Annotated in this window: 9 protein-coding genes, 1 other RNA gene and 1 pseudogene; 6 read left to right on the forward strand and 5 right to left on the reverse strand. The window is 38.5% G+C overall.

Going from position 1 to position 23,733, the window contains the following annotated elements; all coding sequences use genetic code 11:
- The first annotated feature begins 1,075 nt into the window (after positions 1–1,075).
- Positions 1,076–1,972: a drug/metabolite exporter YedA gene (gene yedA, locus C3B55_RS01555; protein WP_129210869.1), complete on the forward strand. Its 897-nt coding sequence runs from the start codon at positions 1,076–1,078 to the stop codon at positions 1,970–1,972.
- Between the two features lie 2,389 nt (positions 1,973–4,361).
- On the opposite strand, the gene C3B55_RS01560 is transcribed toward yedA, so the two are convergent.
- Together C3B55_RS01560 and glyA are read right to left on the reverse strand one after the other, a co-directional pair.
- Entirely contained in the window at positions 4,362–5,657 is a 1,296-nt protein-coding gene (locus C3B55_RS01560; protein WP_129210871.1) for an NCS2 family permease, read from the reverse strand.
- 4,214 nt (positions 5,658–9,871) lie between these two features.
- A complete protein-coding gene (gene glyA / locus C3B55_RS01565) occupies positions 9,872–11,125 on the reverse strand; it encodes a serine hydroxymethyltransferase (RefSeq protein ID WP_129210873.1) in 1,254 nt (417 codons plus the stop codon).
- A 287-nt stretch (positions 11,126–11,412) separates the two neighbouring features.
- Between glyA and C3B55_RS04560 the strand changes: the two genes are divergently transcribed.
- Positions 11,413–11,556: a hypothetical protein gene (locus tag C3B55_RS04560; RefSeq protein ID WP_157978049.1), complete on the forward strand. Its 144-nt coding sequence runs from the start codon at positions 11,413–11,415 to the stop codon at positions 11,554–11,556.
- A 2,586-nt stretch (positions 11,557–14,142) separates the two neighbouring features.
- Positions 14,143–14,631, forward strand: coding sequence for a TIGR00645 family protein (locus tag C3B55_RS01570; RefSeq protein WP_129210876.1), 489 nt, complete (start codon positions 14,143–14,145; stop codon positions 14,629–14,631).
- 2,801 nt (positions 14,632–17,432) lie between these two features.
- Here C3B55_RS01570 and ssrA read toward each other — a convergent pair.
- Positions 17,433–17,828: a transfer-messenger RNA gene (ssrA, locus tag C3B55_RS01575) on the reverse strand.
- Between the two features lie 1,654 nt (positions 17,829–19,482).
- Positions 19,483–19,965: an SsrA-binding protein SmpB gene (smpB, locus tag C3B55_RS01580; protein WP_129210878.1), complete on the reverse strand. Its 483-nt coding sequence runs from the start codon at positions 19,963–19,965 to the stop codon at positions 19,483–19,485.
- Positions 19,966–20,142: 177 nt separating this feature from the next.
- On the opposite strand from smpB, the gene C3B55_RS01585 reads away from it, so the two are divergent.
- Positions 20,143–20,595, forward strand: coding sequence for a type II toxin-antitoxin system RatA family toxin (locus tag C3B55_RS01585; RefSeq protein WP_129210880.1), 453 nt, complete (start codon positions 20,143–20,145; stop codon positions 20,593–20,595).
- Positions 20,596–20,771: 176 nt separating this feature from the next.
- Here the strand turns inward: C3B55_RS01585 and C3B55_RS01590 are convergent, their stop codons facing one another.
- Complete coding sequence (locus C3B55_RS01590) at positions 20,772–21,299, reverse strand: outer membrane protein assembly factor BamE (protein WP_129210882.1); 528 nt, start codon at positions 21,297–21,299, stop codon at positions 20,772–20,774.
- A gap of 154 nt (positions 21,300–21,453) precedes the next feature.
- Here C3B55_RS01590 and C3B55_RS04645 point away from each other — a divergent pair.
- Both C3B55_RS04645 and grpE read left to right on the forward strand, forming a co-directional pair.
- Positions 21,454–21,747 (forward strand): annotated as a pseudogene (locus tag C3B55_RS04645) (transcriptional repressor).
- A gap of 1,407 nt (positions 21,748–23,154) precedes the next feature.
- Positions 23,155–23,709: a nucleotide exchange factor GrpE gene (gene grpE, locus C3B55_RS01600; protein ID WP_129210884.1), complete on the forward strand. Its 555-nt coding sequence runs from the start codon at positions 23,155–23,157 to the stop codon at positions 23,707–23,709.
- Positions 23,710–23,733: the final 24 nt, after the last annotated feature.

The following is a 23,733-nucleotide window of genomic DNA, read 5'->3' on the forward strand; positions in this document are numbered from 1 at the left end:
CCTTGTATGCAGTCAGATTACGGGCTGCTATTTAAGCTTGATAAATGCTATTTTATTACGTATGCTGAGTCTCATTAAACATTTATTAGTATCTTTAACTTGATACCATACAGTGCACTGTCGGCCGAGTACATCACGACCAAAGCTAATGACTTCGCCAGTACTGCATTACTACTGCATTACTGCAGTACGTATAATACCGTGCTTGACTAAAGGTTTTGGGAGGATTGACTTGGCCTAATCTGTATTGCGCTAGCCTATAAAAAAATTGTCTGCACACCTATGGTTTATGTGAAATTTTTTGACACCTGCTGTGTACTTTGCGGAAGATGCTCAAAACTAAGATACATAAGTGTTTCGAAAAAATATCGCTAGCTTTAAATCTAGCGCAAATGCTATGCTAGCACAACTGTATGGCTAATTATAGCGAGCAGATTTGTCAATGATACCAATTGATTGCTAAAAATATTATTTACTTGTTGTCTTAATGATATCAGCAATAAGATTGCATACTATAGAATAATCTAAGTCTTGTAAAACTAAAATTTCGCTATTTGATTAATATAATTCTTTAGCTCAGGCGTTTAGCCAACCGCTGCCTGCATAATTATGCAGAGTTGTCCCGTCACTATGTGTATTTAGTTATTTCTGGAAGATCTCAGCCATTGCGTAGGACACTTTATATCCGTATTTATTTGTCCATCGTAGTTTGGTTTTATATTGGATTGATAAGTTTGAGCGTGGACAGATCTGCCTTGATCTTATACTTGATTGGTGTTTCGCTGGTTTTTAATGACATGCTTTACTGTAGCATGCCCTGAGAAATGTACTTGGCTAGTCTCAGTTTAGTGTAAAAACGTGGACATTTTATGTAAGGATACCGCAAGGTAAGCTGCCATACTTATCTATTCATAATGAAAATTATGAATAGAGCTCTGCTATCGCAATACATGGTTTATAGATTTAAAGATCATATTTTGAAAAGTGTACGGGCTATTTAAACAGGTTGCGTCACTTACGTTTAGTGTTCTGTTTTTCTAAAATGAATCTCTCGTTTTTTCAGTAGAGCTACCTAATGCTTGGCCTACATCGCTTTCCAGCGTCGCTGATCGCCGCTTTTTTTTCACTGTATGTAATCTGGGGTTCTACTTATCTAGCCATTCGAATTGGTGTTGAATATTGGCCACCGTTAATGCTTGCCGGGATTCGTTTTTTAGTGGCTGGCTTAGCAATGTATAGTTTTTTGCGCTGGCGTGGGGCGCCCACGCCGACGTGGTTGCAGTGGAAGGCTGCAGCTAAAATTGGCATTTTGTTGCTTACCTTTGGTAATGGCGCGGTGACAGTGGCTGAATACATTGGCGTCGCTTCTGGTGTTGCTGCACTAGCGGTAGCTACTGTACCGTTATTTACCCTATTGTTTGGCTATTTCTGGGGGGCGCGTAATACGCGTCTAGAGTGGGCTGGAGTAGTGCTGGGGATTATCGGTATAGTTATGCTTAATATAGGCTCCAACTTGCAGTCAAGTCAGACTGGTGCGCTGTTGTTAGTGTTTGCTGCCGCAGCATGGGCATTTGGTTCAGTGTGGAGCAAACACTTGCCACTGCCTGCTGGTGCTATGGCTAGTGCCTTGGAAATGATAATCGCTAGCGCATTGCTATTAGCTGGTAGCGCGCTGACCGGTGAGCGCTTGTACGCAATGCCGCCCATTGAAGGTTGGTTTGCGTTAGCCTACCTAATCGTGTTTGGTTCAATCATAGCATTTAATGCGTATATGTATCTGCTTAAGCACGTGCGTCTAGCGGCAGCAACTAGCTATGCTTATATTAATCCAGCTGCCGCTGTATTATTGGGGATTATATTTGTAGGCGAGACAATCGGCATGGAAGAAGTATTGGCGATGTTAGTTATCATTAGCGCAGTACTATTGATTAGTCTGCCTCAGTGGCGAAAACCCAAGTCAGACATACATTAAGCATGCAACGCATGAAGACTATGTACTAAATTGATCTTATGGTAAATAAGATGGCTTAACTATGCTTAGTTCAATCAAGCCATTGCTGTACACTCTTAACAAGATTAGCTGCTAGCCCTTAAACACTAAGTGCGCACGTAAGTTATTTAACTTGTGTTAGCCAGACAGATTCATAATAACGTTGCCTGATGCGTTATAACCTGCTATAAAATGTATAGATGGTTTATAGCAGATGTGAGCATAACTAGCAGATCATGAAACTAGACAATGGTATCGATATGCTGGTTGTTACGTCTAGCTGTTTAATTAAATTATCCTACTAGAACGTATTGATATTCAATTAGCTGTTTAAGCACATGACTACTAACCATCTAAATATTGAATTGTGCTCCTGTAATGTTGCCGCCATTATTATCAGGCAATAAATGATGCCGTTAGACAAGAAGCGTAAGTTAAAACTGTTTATTAGTTTGATATGCAAAGGTTGCCAAAACAATATTCTTGTTTTTATTAAGACTCATAATGGTATCAATCCACTGGTAGAAAAGTTGCAAGTCATAGGCATTTAAAATTGAGGTTGGAATAGCACAGCAATCTATCTAAAGCCAATGTAATTAACATTGGCATGGTTGATATTTCAATATTTAATAGCAGGTTAGTAAGTCACAGTCAGCATTACTAGCATAACCAATGATATTTAGTGCAGATAGCAATGTCTTAGCCGTACATGTGCTTGTGCCATGTGCAGCCAAGACTGTTCATTTTCTTTCATCAGGAAAGATTAGTTTAGTAGTTTTAATACAAGTTTAAATGCTAGCCAATGAATCTATTTACACAAAGTTTTTACGTTTATATGCTGTACGTACCTTGTTTTAAGAGCTAAGCGACCAATAGTCTACCGAGTAGCCGCTTATAATTGTGACATGTTATGAAGTTGAGCTGAGATAATATGGTTATAGCTACAGTTTATTGAATAGATACAGTATTGTATTTGTATAATAACTTAATTATATCAGCACATATATTTTTTGTAGGCTACACTGCTTCTTACTTTCAGGTTCTTACGTTCAAATGCACTATAAGTTATTTCATAAACATTTTGTATGATACCTGTGCCTCAAGGACAACCCAAGATTATTTATATCAACTTTATATTGTAATTATGTGGGTGCTGTTATAGTTGAGGCCTGGCTATATCAATCTTTGCTGTAGCTACTGCTGATGATGGGCATATTACGTTTTCATCATGGGCAGCGATACTTCTATCTGTCAGCTTGAGGTAGTTAAGATATCATCCATATAGAACGTTTACGCCAAGTGATGTAACTGATGACACCATGATACATCTCAGTCGTCGAAGAATAAATAGGCATGATGGCGTTAAGTTTAGTGTTTAGTTTTTTGGGGGGGCAATGGTAAGGCATCACGGGTATTCTTTAAAACACCCACTGATTATATAAAGTTAGATACGCTCAGCTTCATGCATGAGCAATAGATAGAATTTCTTGTGGTTGGGCATCGTGTGATACAATAATTAAGCCTATAAATTAGGCCACTACCTAATAAGGTATGCGCTTAAATAGGCAAACTTATCTATAAAAAAGCTGGTAAAATGTCCAAAACTATTTACTGTAGTTATGGTTTAGATGAATATCATGAGCATACATTTTTTGACTGGATCTTCTAAAGATCTTATCAAAATATATAATCATGGAGATGAACCTGTAAAGCTTGTAATAGCATTAGAAATGTTCATACATGATGCTGCACTAATAGCAAAATAGCGCTTAAATAAAATTTTTTGCTTATTTGCTTATGTGCGCTGAACTAGCATGATTAATTTATTAGATTAGCAGTTATTGTAACTGGATGTAATTCTGATTTTTTGCCTTATAGCGTCTTATGGGTACCAGTGCGCTTATCAGTCTAACTGTGCTGTATTATAGTTATGACTAGCTTGTAGTTGAATAATGTTTTAACTGTCACCACCAAATACTTAGTTTGCCATTATGTTTTGTGCTGTACTACCTGCGTTCAATGATTGAGCGTGCCATAAAGATAAATAGCTTGAATGCCCTTGGTTTGATTTAGCGTATCAATTCCTGGTGTTGACAGGGAGCATTGGCTTGTGCTGATTTGCTGGCGATCTTAGGTGCGCCTATTAACTAGCAATCAAATATAGCACTTCTTCGATCAAGATTAACATGCATTATCGTTTTAGGAGAATACCAGCATTATGATAAGCTGAGGCGTAACGCCCTGGCGCGCAGAAATTCTGCGCGTAGCGAATTCAGGATTTATGGTTTTAGTTAATCGAACAGTACCTGTTAATTACGCAAGCATATCAGCTTGTCTTGCGATTTACCTGTATATCTTTTGCTTCAAAAAATTATGCGTTGAACCAACCTAGCTTGATGACAAACAAAATTGACAAGATAACTAGTGCTGAGTTTAACTCATAGTAGCGACCAGCAAGCAACTTAGTAGTAGTCCAGACGATGAAACCAAAGGCGATGCCGTTAGCAATAGAGTAAGTGAATGGCATAGCTAAGGCAGTAATCGTTACTGGTGCCGCGACAGTAATATCATTCCAATCTATTTCAGCTAATCCAGAAGTCATCAGTACTGCTACAAAAAGCAACGCCGGCGCTGAAGCGAAAGCTGGAATGCTGGCAGCTAGGGGTGAAAAAAACAGAGCCAATAAAAACAAGATCGCAACTACAATAGCTGTTAAACCAGTACGCCCACCAACGCTTACACCTGCAGCAGACTCAATGTAGCTAGTAGTAGTCGAAGTGCCCAGGAGAGATCCAGCCATTGCTGCAGCACTATCAGCGATTAGTACCCGGCTTATTTTTGGTATATAACCATCTTGACTTATTAAATCAGTACGTTGAGCCACGCCGATTAGTGTGCCAGAGTTGTCGAATAGATCAACAAATAGGAAGGCAAATATCACGCTAATCATACCGATATCAAGCGCCCCCCTTATATCCAACTGCATGAAAGTTGGGGTTAGGGGCGGTGGCATTGAAGTCACGCCAATGAATGCGGTAAATCCCATGGTTATTGAGGTAATAGTAATAGCTAGAATACCGATTAGTATAGCACCGCGTATAGCTAAGGCCTCCAGCGCAACAATCAGCGCAAAGCCAAGAGCAGCAAGGATTGCTGCTGGCTGTTTTAGGTCACCTAAGCCGATCATGGTAGCTTGGTTGCTAACCACAATACCGGCATTGTGTAAGGCGATTAGCGCTAGGAATAGACCAATACCAGCAGCAATCGCTGAACGCAGAGGCGGCGGGATACTGTTTATAATCCACTCACGGGTATGAAAGATCGACAGCAGGAAGAACAATGTCGCCGAAATAAATACTGCGCCTAGCGCGACCTGCCAGGTATGATGCATGTGCAAGACTACAGTATAGGTAAAAAATGCATTAAGACCCATACCTGGCGCTAGTGCGATTGGGTAGTTAGCAATAAGACCCATCATAGTCGAACCGATGGCGGCAGCTAGGCAGGTCGCGACAAATACTGCGCCCTTGTCCATGCCGGACTCACTGAGTATGCTCGGGTTTACGAACAGAATGTATGCCATAGCCAGAAAGGTTGTGAGACCTGCAAGAATCTCTGTGCGCACATTGGTGCGGTGTGCTTTAAGCAGAAATAGTTTTTCCAGCATGCAAACTCCTTTGGACGCTATCTTGCGTCGTTATTTATTGAGCTTTATATTGGGAGTACAAACTGAGCAGTTTAGTTATGGTTTTATAGGAAATTGTAAAAGTTAAACTTATTGCACGGCTAGTTTGGCTCCATTCGACTTTCTTAGCAAGGGGCGAGTAGTTTAAAACGCACGGCGTCACTATAGCTACTATTATAGGGTGCGCGATGTGATTTGAAATCACATTCAGTGAATTGCGCGGAAACTATATAGACCGTATAAACAACACTTCATGATATGTAAATCGCTTCTGTTAAGCCTCGATAGGCTGCCTGAAGGATGTCAAGCGGATTTAGCAACACCGTCAGTGTACTAAGCAGGTAACATCAGTAAAGTCTGTAATAGAGTGGTAACGTTATGGGCTACACCAATGTGTTTAACTTGAATATCTCAGTCTTAGGCTAATTAGTACAGCAACTCACAACCTCATGACCTGCAAACAACTTTGACGATGCTACTCAAATTTTACTAATCAACTTTTCCTTTTAAAGTTTTGTATATTTTGACGTCGTACTCTTAAGATAGTGGCTTTCTTGAAAGCTGCGGATTTACACTAAGTTTTGAAGTGTGTATGAGTGCATCTCCCAATTGTGTCACGACATGACAGCGTATCAGTCGTTCTATACTCTTCATTATTTAAGGCAACAGTAACAGCAACGGCTTCCATTGAGAGGCTGTTGCCTTCAATTACATTGCCAGATTTCATATGCAGATAGTCTAATCTAGTTAGCAGCAAGATTAGATTAAGATCATGAGCAATACGGTGCTAGCACCGTATTGCTCAACGGTAAACTTAAAAACACCTGCTTTTGTATCTTATAGGGATGTTTGACGGTGTTAATTCGACCGCTATTGAAGGCATGGCTTACGGTAATTTAGTTGCATCCGCATCACCAGCAGCTCATCATTAAGAAAGTGATACCGCCTAAATGTGAGCGCATTACGGGCTCATTAATTAATGCTGTTAGCTGCGCTAATAAAGTGGTCTTGCTAATATGATGGTGTGTAAGTTAAATAGCCTATAGAAGACAACTTGTGTCACTTAGTAATGATAGTAAAATTTATGTTGCGATTGCAGACGTCGAGCCTGTAAGTGGCAAATTAAACCTTTTAGTGCAGAATGTTGTCATCTGTGCCAGATGGCTATGCATTTAAACAATTCTGAGTTATGGTTGATTGCTAGCGGTACAAAATCTGTTAGATTTTATTAAAGAAAACATCAGCTACTCTAAACATTTAATCAATATTACATGCTTACCGCTGCAAGGTATAAAGCAAATCAATAGTAATTATGTAGTGATTGGCGCTTTAGTGAGCAAAGCCGATCTACCCCTAAGTGCTAGCTGATCAAGATTAGCTATCTGCATAATTAGGTCGCGACTATCTTAATACGTGACAATCTGTTATTGTAGTGTACTTATTTTTTGCTAATATCTATAATACATGGTATGTCTTATCATAAGTGTGAACCAGGTAACAGTTGTCAGATATACACTAGCTTAAACTTTATCTATGCCATGCTCAGCTCTCGGCATTAATCAGTATCCGTGTAAACTACGCATACCTTGGGCATTTGTTTCGCTGTGATGCAGTAAAAGCTCAGTCGTATATGGAATGGTATAGCTGGTGTGCAAATTATAAAATTTGCCTACAATCTAGAAATATCTCTGTATGTTGACGAGCTAGTGTATATTAAATGTTTATGTGAGACGCCTGTAATCAATCTTGTAGCCAATGCAAAATAAGTATATCCATCGGCTGCAGACACTACCGCTATAGTTGGTCTCAGTTTACTTTATGGCAAGTAAATACTAACTAGATAGAGCTTATATACGTCAGCACTATGTTATAAGCAGCTGAACGGCATGCTACATGCTCAGGAACTTATATTCTTTAGAATTGCTAGCCATATTATTCTTGTAGCTAAGGTTAAATTCGATTAGTTATCACATATAATCTATCAATTTTGCATATCAATATGCCTGCATACACTCTAATTTACTATGATTAATACAAACTTGTTTTTATATGTATTTTTATATGCGTATTAAAGCTTCGGTAGATGCATGCCATTGGTTCTGATTATTATTTTTACACTTGTAAAGCTTTATAGCTAATACATAACGAGTAACTTATAAATCTAACAGTACAAAACTGAGGCCGATCGTTTTACTATATATCATAGCTGGTGCAAACAATTATAGGAATGCTTATTTGTGTTGCAATATCATTGTGTATTTATGCGAAGCAATCAATAGCCTTATGGATTAAGGTCGTTGTTGTAGCTATTTAGTTTATACTATTATTACGAGTCTGCTTATAGCTAACAACGTGATGTAAGTTGATTCACGGCTAGCCACTAGCATTATTTAATCATGACAATCCAAACTATGTACAGACCAATAAACACATCATTTAGTCATGAATTTATAGTGGTAGTCCTAGCTAGTGCAGCACAAAACTTCATAGCGTTGTTCCTGTTTGCTAGTTATAGCAGCAGTTTTCTGGGAGATTTTTTGCGCAAAAAATAGGCTGTATTTTGAAGACTGTCGCGCTGTTGAGTTGCGTCACGATCAGGATCGCCATCCTCGTGGTGCTGTTTTAGTGTGCACCCTGTTTAAGGTTATGGCTAAAATTTTATCATGTATTCTCACAGTGATACTTGAACATTTTTAATGTAAATATTAAAAGGCTTGTATATGCGCCATAATTACCATGACCGTATCGATTAAATTTTTGATTATCGGCGTATTATTATTGCTTAGCTCAAGCTTATTTGGTTAGCAAATCGTCGGCGACTTAGTCTAAACTAAGGCCGTTTTATTTGTTGATATATGGTAGACTACTTAGATGCTAATTGATGATGGCTTTGTTGCAGTGTCACTATTGGTGTGACTTATTCTGGCATTAAATCCATACCTATTTTACTTTCTATAAAAGTATTATAATCACTTTATTAAAAATAATTAGCGCTGTGGTTGCCGTGAGTAAATTTATTAACATTACTTGACCATATATTAATATGAGGCAGCCTTGTTCATGTTTATCATTTTTGCTTATAGCGTGATTTTAGTTTACATGTACTGTTTTTGCTGGCATTATATTGCCAATTGACCGGCTAAAAAAGTTAGCACTAAATTACATTGATTGCTGTACCATATTAATGGAATCGTTTGTAGTGATAATGACGATAGTTGTCGTTTATGTGATATAAGTTTAGCTTATTTTGCCATCAATATTCAAGGCGCAGTAGACGGCGTATATTTAATAATAATTAGTGTAAGATATCAGCAGTATAGAATTTTAAATGTTATTCTTGTAGTCTCTACGGCAGTGTGCAGAGCAAAATACCATATCGTTCTAGTGTCACTTTACAATGTGATTTGAAGTGCTTTTATCTTGACTGCAGTTATAGTGCTGATGCTTGCAGCAGTTGCGCTAATTAAAAAAGCGCTAGTGCTTATATCTAGCGTTTTGGCTGCTTATCTATACTCTGACCGTAGATGTTATCAAAGTGTTCTATATTAACTATACAATCTATTTCACTGATTACCTACCAGTAAGTAAATACAACTAAGTTTATGATGCTACCTTTTAATGCGATAAGTTATCGCTTGACTTGTTCCGGTATCGTGCTTTAATCTGTGTTATCCAGATTACAGTTGCTATCAACTGCGCTAAACCTAATAGCGAACACAGTTCGAACTTTAATGTCAGCATAAACCATTATACACCAAGCAACAGCTGAATATCAATAAACTTAGCGAATTAATGAACAAAACTACCAGAAGAGCATAGCAATTAATTGGTATGCTACTAAGATGTGCTTAATATTTCCGCAAAACAATGGTACATAGTGTTCTAATACATACGCTAAGAACTATGGTTTTGATTAGGGCACCAAGTGCATTTAAAATAAGCTGCGAGTTACTGTCATCGCATTTATTGCTGCAAGTTACCGAGATACAAGAATTCGTGAAGTGTTGATGAAGGTAACTTAATTTAAAATTAAATTTTAGTTGGTGTATTGAAGTTAGCTGCTTACAGTTGCATTGACTGAGTCATGATACTATCGTGGGTGAGCTAGGTTTCATAACTAATTGCATTTTAAGGAGAGCGTCTCAGGCATCAAGCACTTAGTCTTAGCGCTGGATTTTCTATTCAAGAAACCACAATCAAGCGCCGTACACCGGTAATTTTTTGCAGATAACTTTAACTTTCTCACGGACTTCGTCAATTACTGATTCATTGTGCAAGTCAGACAAAATATCACAGATCCATGCAGCTAGTTCAGTGCATTCTGCTTCTTTAAAGCATCGAGTAGTTATAGCCGGGGTGCCGAAGCGTAGGCCTGAGGTAATGAATGGTGAACGTGGGTCGTTCGGCACGGAGTTTTTGTTTGCAGTAATAAAAGCTTTGCCCAAAGCAGCGTCAGCATCTTTACCAGAAATATTTTGTTTGATTAATGATAGCAGGAACAAATGGTTTTTAGTACCGCCGGATACCACTTCAAAGCCGCGCTCAATGAACACTTTCGCCATGGTCTTGGCGTTCTTCACTACTTGTTGCTGGTAAGTCTTAAACTCAGGTTGCAGTGCTTCCTTAAAGCAGACCGCTTTAGCGGCAATCACGTGTTCCATTGGACCACCTTGGGTGCCTGGGAATACAGCAGAATTTAGTTTTTTTTCTATTTCAGTATTGGCGCGAGCCAGAATGAGGCCGCCACGCGGGCCGCGCAGGGTTTTATGGGTAGTAGTGGTTACAACATCAGCATAAGGTACAGGGTTTGGGTAAACACCTGCAGCGACTAGACCGGCTACATGAGCCATATCAACAAAAAGGTAAGCACCTACTTTGTCAGCAATAGTCCGGAAATGCTGGAAGTCAAGGATCTGTGAATAGGCAGAGAAGCCGGCTACAATTATTTTCGGCTTATGCTTTACTGCCAGGTATTCGACAGCATTATAGTCGATCAGGCCATTGGCGTCAATACCGTATTGAATGGCGTTATATAGTTTACCTGAGGAGGACACGCTAGCGCCGTGAGTTAGGTGACCGCCATGGGCTAGGCTCATGCCGAGAATGGTATCGCCACCTTGCAATAAGGCTAGATAAACGGAACCATTAGCTTGGGAGCCAGCGTGCGGCTGGACGTTGACATAATCGGCGTCAAACAGTTTCTTGGCGCGGTTGATAGCTAATTGCTCAACCGCGTCAATGTATTCGCAACCACCGTAGTAGCGTTTTCCTGGATAGCCTTCGGCATACTTATTAGTCAGAGTTGAACCTTGAGCTTCCATGACTGCTGGACTAGTGTAATTTTCTGAAGCAATCAGCTCAATGTGTTCTTCTTGGCGCGTGGCTTCTTGCTTCATGGCGGTACAGAGATCTGCATCGTACTCAGCAATAGTTAAATTACGGCTAAACATAGCTATCCTTAGCAATTATAAGTATAAAAAATAGTATAAAAAATATTTTAATCCAATAGGTTTAAAATGGCACATGAAAAGACATCATATGGCGGATAAGTAAAATTCACTTAGCTATGAGCAATGCGTATGATGGGGGGGTATTAGCCCAACTGTAAAATTTCAGTTAAATATTCAGAGCTAACTCACTGGATATACCTCAAACTGATTTGCTAATATGATTTGCTAAAACAAATCATATTAAATGGGCAATCCTTACGTTTTGCTAACTAGACTGCAGCGAATCGATGAAGTTGATGGTCAATATTCAATACGTCGATATAGAATTACTTGAGGTGATGAAGCAATTCATAACTGGTACTAAAGTCATTGGTAGCAATGTTCAGTTTGAGGTTTATAGGCTGGTAACCGTTTACCCTGCAACTAGGTAAATAATTTATGTAATAATTGCCGTCTTGTGTAGAGCTTCGACTTGCTTATAGATAGTTAAACGCTACTACTAACTAATGATATAATGAAAGCTTTAGTTGATATTGTGGTTGAGTAGTATGGTTAATATATTTCTGTAGATATAGGTGGAAGTAGCACTTGGAGTTTTTTTGAGATTAAAATAAATCTTATGAGAGATGGTATTATTACAATAATAATGACTGAAAATCATGTACTGCCATGTTATGTCTTAGATATATATATGATCTAGTATAGCGTGCATCACTTTTTGATTAAAAAATTCTTAGATTTTACTAACAACCATGCATTTGGCTTTTAGCTAATGATGTCCTAAATGCCAAGGATTATTGCCTTAAAGTTGTCGTATGTTGTCTAGTTAGCACCGTCTCTTGTTACTTGGTAATCAAGAAGGTTAGCGCTGAGTTGGCAATTTTCGATTAAGTGTTTTTTAGGTTTTTTCGCAAGAGCCTGTATCTCAGTAAGCGCAAGGCTACCTGATTGACTGTAGCAATACGCAATACTTATAGTAATTATAAGCGATATTCATTTCAGTGTCATCTTGCAATTATGGCTTCTAATGTTTACGCGTGTGCATTTTGGTATTGCCGAAAAAATTCTTTGTGTCACGATAGATCTAGTACGCATGGGGTTAAGTTAATTATCATAAAAATATCCTGATAACGCTAGCAGCAGTTAAAACACCTTTAACATTGCTTTACGCTTTTGTTCAATCGTACTTCAATTGAGGGTGAAGCTGAGCCTATAATTAGCAACTTGCTAGGTATCGCCTTTGACGTAGGTAAGCAAGATACTGTCATCTTGCTTATTTGGCATACACTGTTGTGTAGGTTGCACTCCTTTTGTGTCAGGCCACATACTACTATGTGGTTAGTCGGTTCTTCGCTATTTCTTGGTAATGTCCTTAGGCAGTTTGCTCATCATGCCATGCATGACAATTAAAGGTCATGATCTCTGTTAATCTGCAGCTGTTAGTATATGAAGCTATGCCGTATGCTGTATTAGCTGAGGTGTTATTTATAATGTAAGCGCAGACTTAGGCTTAGGAGTACTGCGCTAGCTGTTGAGTAATAGGTGACTACAACCATTGTTATGGTTACCTGGCATAAGGTAATGAAGAACGTATCAAAAGATTAGCATAATATATTTATCTAAATCAATTGCTAGTTGTAAGTGAATTATTTTTTGATTGATGATATAGTATATTCCCCCTAAGTGACAGGCTTTTATGCAATTGAGCTATGCCTATCGAGTTTTACTCGAAAGTGACTAGGAATAGTGGTTATTGAGTGAACTATCAAGATCTAGTGTGACGCGAACAAATTAAAGTACGTAAGTACGTGTGCCGCTTTCAGTACTTAGCTACAAGGTTCTGGTTTACAGATAGTGTGTCACTATATACGTATTGTCGTCTGCTTTAAAATAGGTAATAAACTCTTTTGCTATTGTTGCGATTAGTACTGAATAAGTCATGATTGACTTTGAAGAAGTGGTTAGACGAAACCTTTTATGATGGTTATCATACCGGTAACCAACCTCAGCAAGTTTTGTACGGTGTTCTGTAGACTCTTTTTTGTTGCAAAGATTGCCTTTGTAAGTTATAGTGTTTATGGATGAACCTGGTTTTATGATGGGTGATTGGCTCGTTATATCGAGCCGTCGGTTCTCTCAATCAGGCTAATAAATTTAATTTATTGCAATAACAGTTATATTTGCGCTCAAAGGTTTTTGCTAGCCTGTTCGTTGATTTTTAAATGCTGTTGTGGCCAGCTCTTGCTTGTCATTTTTTATGTTTTCGATAATCGAGCATATCACTATCGTTGACTGCTCTAGGTGTTTAGACGGGAACTGCTTGGGTTTAACCAAAAATATAAAAAATTAGCTTATGGACTATTATTTTTTCGCTAAAAAGAGATGACTTTTATTGTTGCGCAAGGTAACTGATGGATATTCCTGGTTATACGGAATAGCGAATTAGTCGGGCATTATATTGATAGTTCAACTAAAACACCTGATATGAATTAGTTAGGTAGTTGTCATATCATGTATTGCGTAATACGGTGTCTACTAATATAGATGGCTTGGTGGGTATTATTATTATCCAATCAATACTATATGCATTCACTGTATGAATGCCCTAATGTGATTTTTCGAAAACTTGATCAGCGCTAGTTTTAGCAACAACAGTAAGTTACTGAGGTTAGCGATGGTGTCTCTAAGTGTAGAGCTTAGAATAGCGTCCAACGATTGTTTAAACTTCGTGGTTTTTTCTTCAACAGTTAACTTTGCCGCTGCTGTACTACAGAGGAGCAGCAGTAAGCAGTCAGCAGTTCTATAATCAGGTCAATTAGTGGTTTAAGAAGATTTCATCTCTATACACAACATTTTTATGTCCTGCATAATTGAAACAAGCTAGCAAACTTAACATTAGTAAAGAAAATCTCTTATAGATACCGCTCAGATCAGTCTTCTCACTATTACATGTATACATGTGTATCAGTGGTGGCTAGTATAATTGTTGCCATTTTGGTCTAGCTGTGTGAAATTCAATGGAACGTTTTATCGAAAATGCTATGTATGCCTCGCGTTGGCTGCTTGCACCAATCTATTTTGGTTTGTCCTTAGGGTTGTTAGCGCTAGCGCTTAAATTCTTCCAGGAAGCGATTCACCTGCTGCCAAGTGTGTTCTCGATGACTGAGTCAGAACTAATCTTAGTGCTGTTATCGTTGATAGATATGGCCTTAGTAGGCGGCTTGCTAGTGATGGTAATGATCTCTGGCTACGAGAACTTTGTCTCACAGCTAGACATTTATGAGGACAAGGAAAGGCTTAACTGGTTAGGTACCATGGATTCTTCTTCGCTGAAGATGAAGGTAGCCGCCTCGATTGTAGCTATTTCATCCATTCACTTATTGCGTATCTTTATGGATGCCAAAAACGTCGACCCACAGCATTTGATGTGGTACGTGATTATCCACATCACCTTTGTAATTTCAGCATTTGCCATGGGTTACCTAGACAAAGTCACTAAACACTGACGTCCTTATACTAGTTTTACTTTGCAGCAAAGCAGTAAGACTGACGATTGATTGCTAATATTCTTAAAATCACCTCACTAAGTTACTTAGTGAGGTCCGGCAGCGTTTCTTGGACTGGCTGAGTCATTGAATCTTAATACGGCTCAGCTTTCTGTTTGCAGAATTAGTAAATACGTTTGCAGATCAAACACACTAATTTAAGCGATACATTCGTTTTGTTGCAGTTAACATTTTAACTGACGTTTGTCTTGCGCCTGATGAGGTTAGAATCTAGTTAATCAGCAACATAAAACCATGTTGAGAGTTAGACCTTGGGTGCAAACCAAAGCGCAGTTGCTAAATAATAGGTGATCACCAAGGTAAAATAGTACCGATTAAGCGTTGGTAGCAATAATAACTAGCTAGTTTTTTGGCTTGCAACTACTTCAGTATCAAGCTTGCATATTACGCTAACTAATATTGCAGTAACTAGGCATTAGCGTTATCAGATTAGCTATTAGTAGCTGCATTACGGACAAATATAACGGCAAGTTTTTACTTAAAGCGGTAATGATTATGTTTAAGGTTAGCAATGCTAAGCTACCACCACCAATAAACAGTACCTGAATCTTCGCAATCTAGCTTGTACTATTTAATAGAATACCAGCAGCTCTATCATTAGAACATCGCTAAGCCATAAATTTCTCACTTATATTACGTGCATTGTCATCAGTAGCTGACTACTGTAGCCATTGATGAGTGCTGTATACAACAACAATTGTTATTACATGCCAGAAATTGCGCCGTGTCGTGTACAAGAAGACTGCTTTACACAAGCTAAACAAAACGCTACCACACTAAGCATACGGTCCCAGATAGTGTCGTTACATAAATGTCTTCCATGGGTGTGTAGACATACACTATAGTTAGTAACCGTACTATGTTGATGCATTTTAAGGTTAGCGGTAATAATTTACTATCTTGAATTTTATTCAAGGTACCTAGTAAGAGTAGTGCGGTAAGGTTTATTTAGATTTTAAAGTTCTGTATTACCTGCCTACACCTGCAATATTACAGTTTTCTAAGGTCAGTTAGGTTAGCGTAAACTTGCGTAAAGTTTGTCTTTGAGTTCTTGAGTAGTTTTCTTTAAAGCTGTTGTTGCTTAAGGGGGGGGGAGGCAAAAGATCTGTAGCTAGCTTGGCGCACTTATCAAGCTATCTACAAAAATTATGTATGCAGGATTTTGATGTGTTGTTGCATATGCTAGAAGAAAGTACCAGCTTAACATCTTGGTGAGTTACGTCTGAATATTTATCCAGTAACTATGTTTTTACTGAATAAACCTATTTGGACCGTAACGAAATTAGCTTATTAAGGATAATGTGAAAAATTCGCTTAAATACATCGTGGGTGTGGCTATTTTACCATTTTTTCTACCTATTTACCTAAGGTTGCTTACATTACCTATAAACGGTTATCATTATTAAATAATGATTGCTTTTGTTTGCCATTGCTCTGGCTCATGAGGTAGTCATCTAGTTGGGCTACTTGCTTGTGTATGTCTTATCCAGCTTACTATATAAATATATAGCTACTTGCTGCAAATGTATATCTAGAAACGAGACTTTTGTCTATTACCATCATTTTTTATAAGCTGACTTAGGTACTTTATTTCAAAACTGCTGATCGTGCTGAATGGGCGTAAATATATTATGTATGATTTTAGTGTGAGGGCATTAGTTTTTTGATGGTTGTAGACTTGAAAAAAATGAGCCGAGGCTGCGATAGCAGCAACGCTTCGCGTAATTCAATAATGCTGCTCTTTTGTGAATCGATACGTATCTTAGAGGACCGTTAAAAATATTGTTGGCCGTAAATGATAGTGAAGACGATACAGCTATATGTTGTTTTGTAATAACTATCGGGGGAATATGACTCTTTGAGGATGTCACGCATCAATTTATAGATATTAGCATAGTATTATAGTGCGTCATGACTAGCTAAAATCATAGCCAAGTTTTTAATGGGGAAATATATGAATTTTCTTTTGGGGCTCGAAGATTGTTTTTTTGGTGAGAATAACCTGCACAGAGGTTTGTTGTAGCGTCAAATTTAGTTTTGAGTGAGCAAAGACTAATATAAAATTTATCAGTGCTTTTGTGACCATTAAGTGTGTAATAATGGGAACGCCTTTAGCTATAAACTTGTATTTGCGATTCCAATAGTTTGCTTGACTATAGTAAAGTCAGCAGTCTTAATAGGTTAATTCAAGCAAGAACTTTAATGTGAAAATAAAATTCACTATTTGGTCTCCTGGGGATTTGCCTTCAATGTTTTAGCAAAAAATATACATTTACTATTGTACTCGCCAGTATAACATGTTTGTTATATGCACGTTTTACCAAAAAAATGACATAATATCCAGTTAAAATAATAGATAAAAACTGATTTATCTAATCTAGCGATTACTGGTCTCCAGTTAATGCGCAGCACAGTTATGATTCTGTTGTTATCCTATAATCTATGGTATAGAAAATTCCTTCACTATAACAAACGCAGTTCCTGTTGCGTCAACTAACAGGCAATGGCTAAGAAGCAGATAACAACCTACAGACGCGTCAGAATGGTCTATTTCAGGCGCTACATTATAGATTTGATGATCTAGTAAAATTGTGTTTAGTTGACAGAAACAAGTCAGAATGCCACTAATAATCTGTTAAACTTTTCATGAATTGACTCCAATTTTTAACAAAGGTTAAGCAAAGTTATTACATTCGGAAATAATAAAATACGTACTAGTCAGGTTTTGTAATGTTTTAAATTGGTGGAGCCGGGGGGATTTGAACCCCCGTCCGCCAGTACTCTGCTATCGGTATTACATGCGTAGCCATTTCTATTTCAGTTAACTCTCAGCGACCCGAAAGGCAGGATGTTTTGAGTGAGTTATGTAAGTTTTAGCCGCTTTGTCCATAACGTAACTGCACGGCGATTCTGTTCTATATGACAATCACTTTGGGTTTACAGACATCCCCTGATGATTGCTGGACCAGAAGGTACCAGAAGCTCAGGTCTCAGGCTGCTTATGCAGCGATAGAGAATTCCTGGCCATAGTTTTCGTCATTGGCAACTATAAGTTGCAACAGTAGATTTACGAGTTCTGTTACCAACTCGGCATGCACCTCAAGGTTTGCAACCGACGTCGAATCCTAAACGGCCCCATGCTTGTAGCTTGTTTTTTTGCAGCGTACTACAAGATCACGCAGTATACATTAAACGTTTACAGAAAGCTAATTAAAAAATTAAGCTATCAGCAAATAATTGCTCTATAAGTTTTTTGCAATGTGGCTTTGGAAGAGATCTTGATGCGCTGCTTGTCATCACTGATCGCATGCGTGACTTTAGTTTGGGAAACAACAGCATAGGTTTTGATATGCAATTAGTTGTATGTTGTTTCCAACATTGGTGATGTCTATCTATTTTTTTCTTAGAGGAAAGTATTATAATTATAACAGTAGGTAAAATAGTTGTTCTTGCAGTAATAACTGCAGGTATTGCGTTGGATTTGATTAGCAGCGTGCAGGTACTTTTGATCACTATTGTACAAAAGCTAAATCTCTTAGTTTGTTATGTACTTAAAGCAAGCTGCGTTTAGTCAAACAACTAAACGGTTGGAACGGTATGCGTTTTCAGTACTATTGATGCATTACAGTAGATCTTATAGTCCTATCTGACGATAGCGTCTTTGAAGTTTATCAGTAGATAGATTGAATATTGACTGGTTCATAAATTTTTTGCTATGGCATGCAACCATATATTAATGGTTTTTGTATCAATGGTTTTTGCAAGCGGTATTGATAGTAGATTATGATTGCTTGCTAATTCAGTGTTTGCTTATTTTTTGACGGCCTAGTTTCGTTCGTTATGGCAAAAAACTATGCTTTGTGCAGTTTATGAAATTCAGCGAAGCTAGAGCTAGATCTTCTCTGTGATTAATCAGTTAGCGCTAAGTAGATTACAATCAGATTGTAACAGGTGTTTTGTACGGTATCACAGTATATGCTGGCAGGTTTTATTAACGGTTATGCCGCTACTTATTGGTATTGATTAACTCTTAGTGTATGGTCTAAACTTGCACTTGAATAGTGCGAGCCGCATATGGTCATGACTATCAATTATGTTGATCTGTATCCCTTGCCGGTAAATACTGTAATTTTCAATTAGTGTATAGCCTCTTAGTTGTTTAGTTGTTGAGAACTTGATCGGAGAGGCTGGTATTAACTGCACAAAATGTGATGGCTACGTGATAATTCGTGACCAGCTCTAGTGGTGCTGCCCATGCTTTACCTTCCGACTATACGCGAAATACTAATTGCAAGATTAGTTAGTAAAAGCTAACGCTAGTGCTTAAGGTATTGCTTGTAAAGTTGATTATCGAAGTGATGTTTTTTAAAATCAATGATATAGTTCTGCTTATAAAAAACAGTAGATAAGCCCATTGTTTTGCCAGAAATAGCTATAATTATACGGCATTGATTTTGATATTATCGCATACACTATCTCAGTGCACTAGCTATATCGAGAACTCTTCAGTCGCTCTTCAGTTTATACCGAGTGCTCTATCAATAGATAGAGGCGACTAGCTATTGCGCGAAGCAATCTAAAAGCTAATACCCTCATTAGATCTGCTGTGATGTTAGCCGCCATGGCAGTAGTATCAAACTTTTAAGTTTCAATACATTACTTGCTGTATTTATAGGCAGTGTTCGAAAAAATACTGTCCAGAAATCCAGCGTGCAATACTGGCAAAAAAGATATTAAGGCATATGCCCAGTGTGGCTGGTGGGATCATTCGTAACTGTATCGTTACAAGAATTACTTTTTCCAGCCAATGTGACGCATGGCGCGATTTAATTCACGGTTAGCATCTTGTTTGCGCTCAGTGTCGCGCTTGTCGTATTCTTTTTTACCTCTACCTAGAGCAATCTCGCATTTCACTAGGTGCCTGCTCCAATACCAGGATTGGCAGATGCAGGCATAGCCTTTCTGCTGTACGGCAGCGGCGAGCCTTGTAAGTTCGCGAGCATTGAGCAATAGTTTGCGCGTACGCATCGATTCAGTAATTACATGGGTGCTAGCAGTTGGTAGTGGGGTGATATGAGTTCCTAGTAGCCATGCCCCTCCATCCTTGAACTGTACGTAGCTGTCGATCAATTGTAGTTTGTTGGCGCGCAGACTCTTTACTTCCCATCCAGCTAGGACTAGACCAGCCTCAAACCTATGTTCAATAAAGTAATCGTATCTTGCCTTTTTATTTTGCGCGATTGTTCCTGTGGGGTATTTTGTTTGTTTAGCCATAAGATTTAACATTATATGGAGTTGCGAGCTTGTCGGCTACGGTTAACTTGCGTGTTTAAGTGTGATTAGATGAATCCCAGCCAATATAGGCGATCCTCTGTTTTTTCTCTTTCGCGTATCAAACCGTTATTTAACGATATTTAACTTAGGTCTTAAGGCAGTGAAAGTGGTGTTTACATGACGATGCATATTAAGCGTTCGGCTGTACTGCCTTATTCGGCACAAGCGCTCTATGAGCTGGTTAACGACGTAGCGCGCTATCCAGAATTCTTGCCGTGGTGTTCAACTGCCGAAGTGTTAGAAGGTAGTGATGAGTATATGGTTGCCAGTGTAGGGATAGTTAATGGTGGCTTTAGTCAGCACTTTGTTACGCGTAATGTGCTGGTGTTTGGTAAATCTATTGAAATGAATTTACAGGAAGGGCCGTGTACTCAGTTGCATGGAGTTTGGGTATTTAAATCTTTGACTGACAAGGCTTGCAAGATTAGCCTAGATCTGTCTTTTGATTACTCTGGCCCTATTGTACGGGTAATATTAAGGCCTTTGTTTCATTATGTGGCAAACACCTTGGTGGATGCATTCTGTCAGCGACCAATGCAATTGCATAGGGGAGATTGTAGTAGTACATGACCCCCCCGCCAATGGCTTCGGTTATTTAGTTGCAGCGGCGCTTCCGGAGAGCGTAGCCCAATGGTAGCAGTGTATGCGTAAGTAATTTGCTTGATCTCCAGATTTAGCATCTTGGCTAATTGCCTTGTTATTTATACTCAGTATGGTTGCCACCGATGTGGATCTATTGCACAAAATTACTGTGCGCTGGTATCTAGATTTTGTGGTGCCGGTACCGGAACGGTTTTCGCTCCGTCGATATCTTTTTGGATCTGATCCAGCAAGGAGTGTGACTTGACCGATACTTCTGGCTGCGCTTTCTCTGTTTTCCGTACATTAGCGGTCATATTCGTTATATTCTCTTTGCCTAGCAATGCTTTATCGTGGCTTATGTCAGGCATGAAATCACCGGACAGGCTGACAAGTTGGTCATTTACATTAAAGATGAGGCTAACTCGTTTTTGCTGATGTCCACTGCCATTAGACTGCATGCTGTAAAGATAATCCCAGCAGTTGGCATCAAAAGTGTTAGTTAGCAGTGGGGTGCCCATAATAAATTGTACTTGCCGTCTAGTCATTCCAGGGCGTAACTGATTTATCATGTCTTGCGTAATGACGTTTCCTTGCTGTATGTCGTTTTTGTAAGCCTTAGGGAATGAACAACTGGTAAGCGCGAGCACCACTATAATAGTGACACTAGTTAACAAGATGTGAATGTTTTGCATTAGTTGGCAACTTCCATTATTTCGGCTACAACAATAAAAAATGTTTACAATACTTATGTTAAAAAAGAAAGAAGAAGCAGTATACGCGAGACAGCTAACTATGGTTAAAAATATCTAGCTACGGAACGTCGGTCTTAAAGTTACTCTGTCATGAATTAAAATTTCACAGATGCTCGATTCTGCTGAGCAGCTCCACATTAGTGCTGATGGTATTTATAAGGCGCTGATAGACTCTAACGATGAAGTTGGCTGATATAGCACACCGTGTGCTGACTCAGTTTAAAGCAGCAGGGCTGGTAGTTTATCATAATTTTGATGTGGGTCATGCAGTGTTTAAATTAGCTTAGTTGACGGTTAGTATCATGACCATATGGTTAACCTGGATACCAGTAAGATTATCAAGTTTGCAAGTTCGGAAATTGAAAAGCTCCAGCACTAAATCGTTTAGTGGTATGGATTCGATTTAGCCAACCATAATTTAGTTTTGTACATTCGTAAGCAAAAGCAAAAAACAACGTAGATTTGTTCTATGAAATTGAAAGGGATAGATAGAGGGCAGCCATGTGGTCGCTTCTGTGCTTTCTATATAAAGAAAGCAAATATAAGTAAAGATACCTGAATTAGGATTTGATAGTTACTATTATTTACTTCGCATACATTTAGTGATTCTATAGTTATATCGATGACGCCAAATATACTCAGCAATTCTTCCATTCGTTTTGGTTAATGCGGTTAAGATGTAGCCGTGTGCGTTGCATGGTAATCGTATACTTATGCATAAGTAAAAGTACATTTTGATGTACATTGTACAGTTAGTGTGTGACAAGTGAATTATTAGTAGCACTTAGGATAATGTTCATTCAGGCAGTGCAGTGGTTAGTTAAAATCTTAGTAGCTAAGCTAGCTAATCTAAATGTTGACTTACTCGAATACCAAATACAAAAGTAAGTGCTTGTGAGGTCTATATGATGATTACTTGGATCGCTAGGCTTGACCTACAACAGCTTGCTGCTACGGTTTCTCAAATTAGATTTTGTGCTACTCATTAAGGAGTAAGCCAGGATGTATTATCCTCTAATGAGCGAGCAAAGCTTTTCATGTTAGCTAAAATATTGATATTTAGTAGTCACAGCATATTCAGCAAACTATAGGAATTGCCGTCGCTTAATTACTTTCACTATCTAGTGTGTATGCCTCTAACAAAAAACGTCAAATGATACTTGACAGGCTAAGCTAGTGGAGCAAACTTGATTGGCTGAGTTGGTCACAATAGGTATTGTTTTTCAACGGTTATGGTTATTAATGTTCGCGCTAACTGTATGGGTATTAAATTAGTGGCTTGCTAAGTATTCTTAGATTACCAATCTTAGATTGCTAAGAAGGTGTGGCGTATATTTGCTGTAGTCGTATAAAAGCTTGTTTCGTGACGACCAAAACGCAAAAATACGTATTTGTCTTCATTGTTTATGCAGTAGATTAATATATCTTGTGTAGCCGGTTAAGCTTCTGATTCTGGAATGCTGGTCAGGTCTACAAGTGTCTAAAGTGTATCAGTTTCATCTATTACCATGTCGTACCAGTATGCCAGTTGTTTTAAAACTGAAATATAATGATAAATCATAGAATCTTTTTAAAATTGACACGCCTAATGTTTAGCTTGACTTGCTTAAGTAGATTAAGTTGTTTCAAACAACATTGACTAACTAAATATTAAATGAGTAGAAATGAATCATGGGTAGCTAAAGATTTTTGGTAACACTAACTGCCCTTTAACCTAAAAATTATGGCTCCACTTATGCCATATAAAGTGCGACCTTAGTTCGTGTATGATGTTAAATTTTTAAAGGAGAAATTTATGGCTGAGGAACAGACGCAGGATACGCAAATTTTAGACGCTAATTTAGTTACTGATGATGCATTGGTAACTCGCGTGCAATTGCTTGAAGAGCAATTGGCCGCTGCACAAGATCAGTCTTTACGTATTGCTGCTGATCTGCAGAACGTTCGTCGCCGAGCTGAACAGGATGTCGAAAAGGCTCACAAATTCTCACTAGAAAAATTTGCTCATGATCTGCTGCCAATCATTGATAGCCTAGAGCGTGGCCTTGAGTTATCAAATCCAGATGACGAAAATATTCGCCCCATGCGTGAAGGAATTGAGTTAACCCTAAAAATGTTTCAGGACACCATGAAACGTTATCAATTGGAAGCTATTGATTTACAAGGTGGTGAACCGTTTAATGCTGAGCATCACCAAGCTATGGCAATGCAGGAAAGTAATGACCTAGAGCCTAACAGCATATTGAAAGTTTTTCAGAAGGGTTACCAGCTAAATGGTCGTTTGCTGCGTCCAGCAATGGTGGTAGTGAGCAAGGCCCCTGCACATGTTGCACCATCTATTGATGAGTAGGCTTGAAATCAGTTGTAACGACCC

This window comes from Candidatus Pseudomonas adelgestsugas, assembly GCF_004124255.1.
GTDB classification, from domain to species: Bacteria; Pseudomonadota; Gammaproteobacteria; order Pseudomonadales; family Pseudomonadaceae; genus Aquipseudomonas; species Aquipseudomonas adelgestsugas.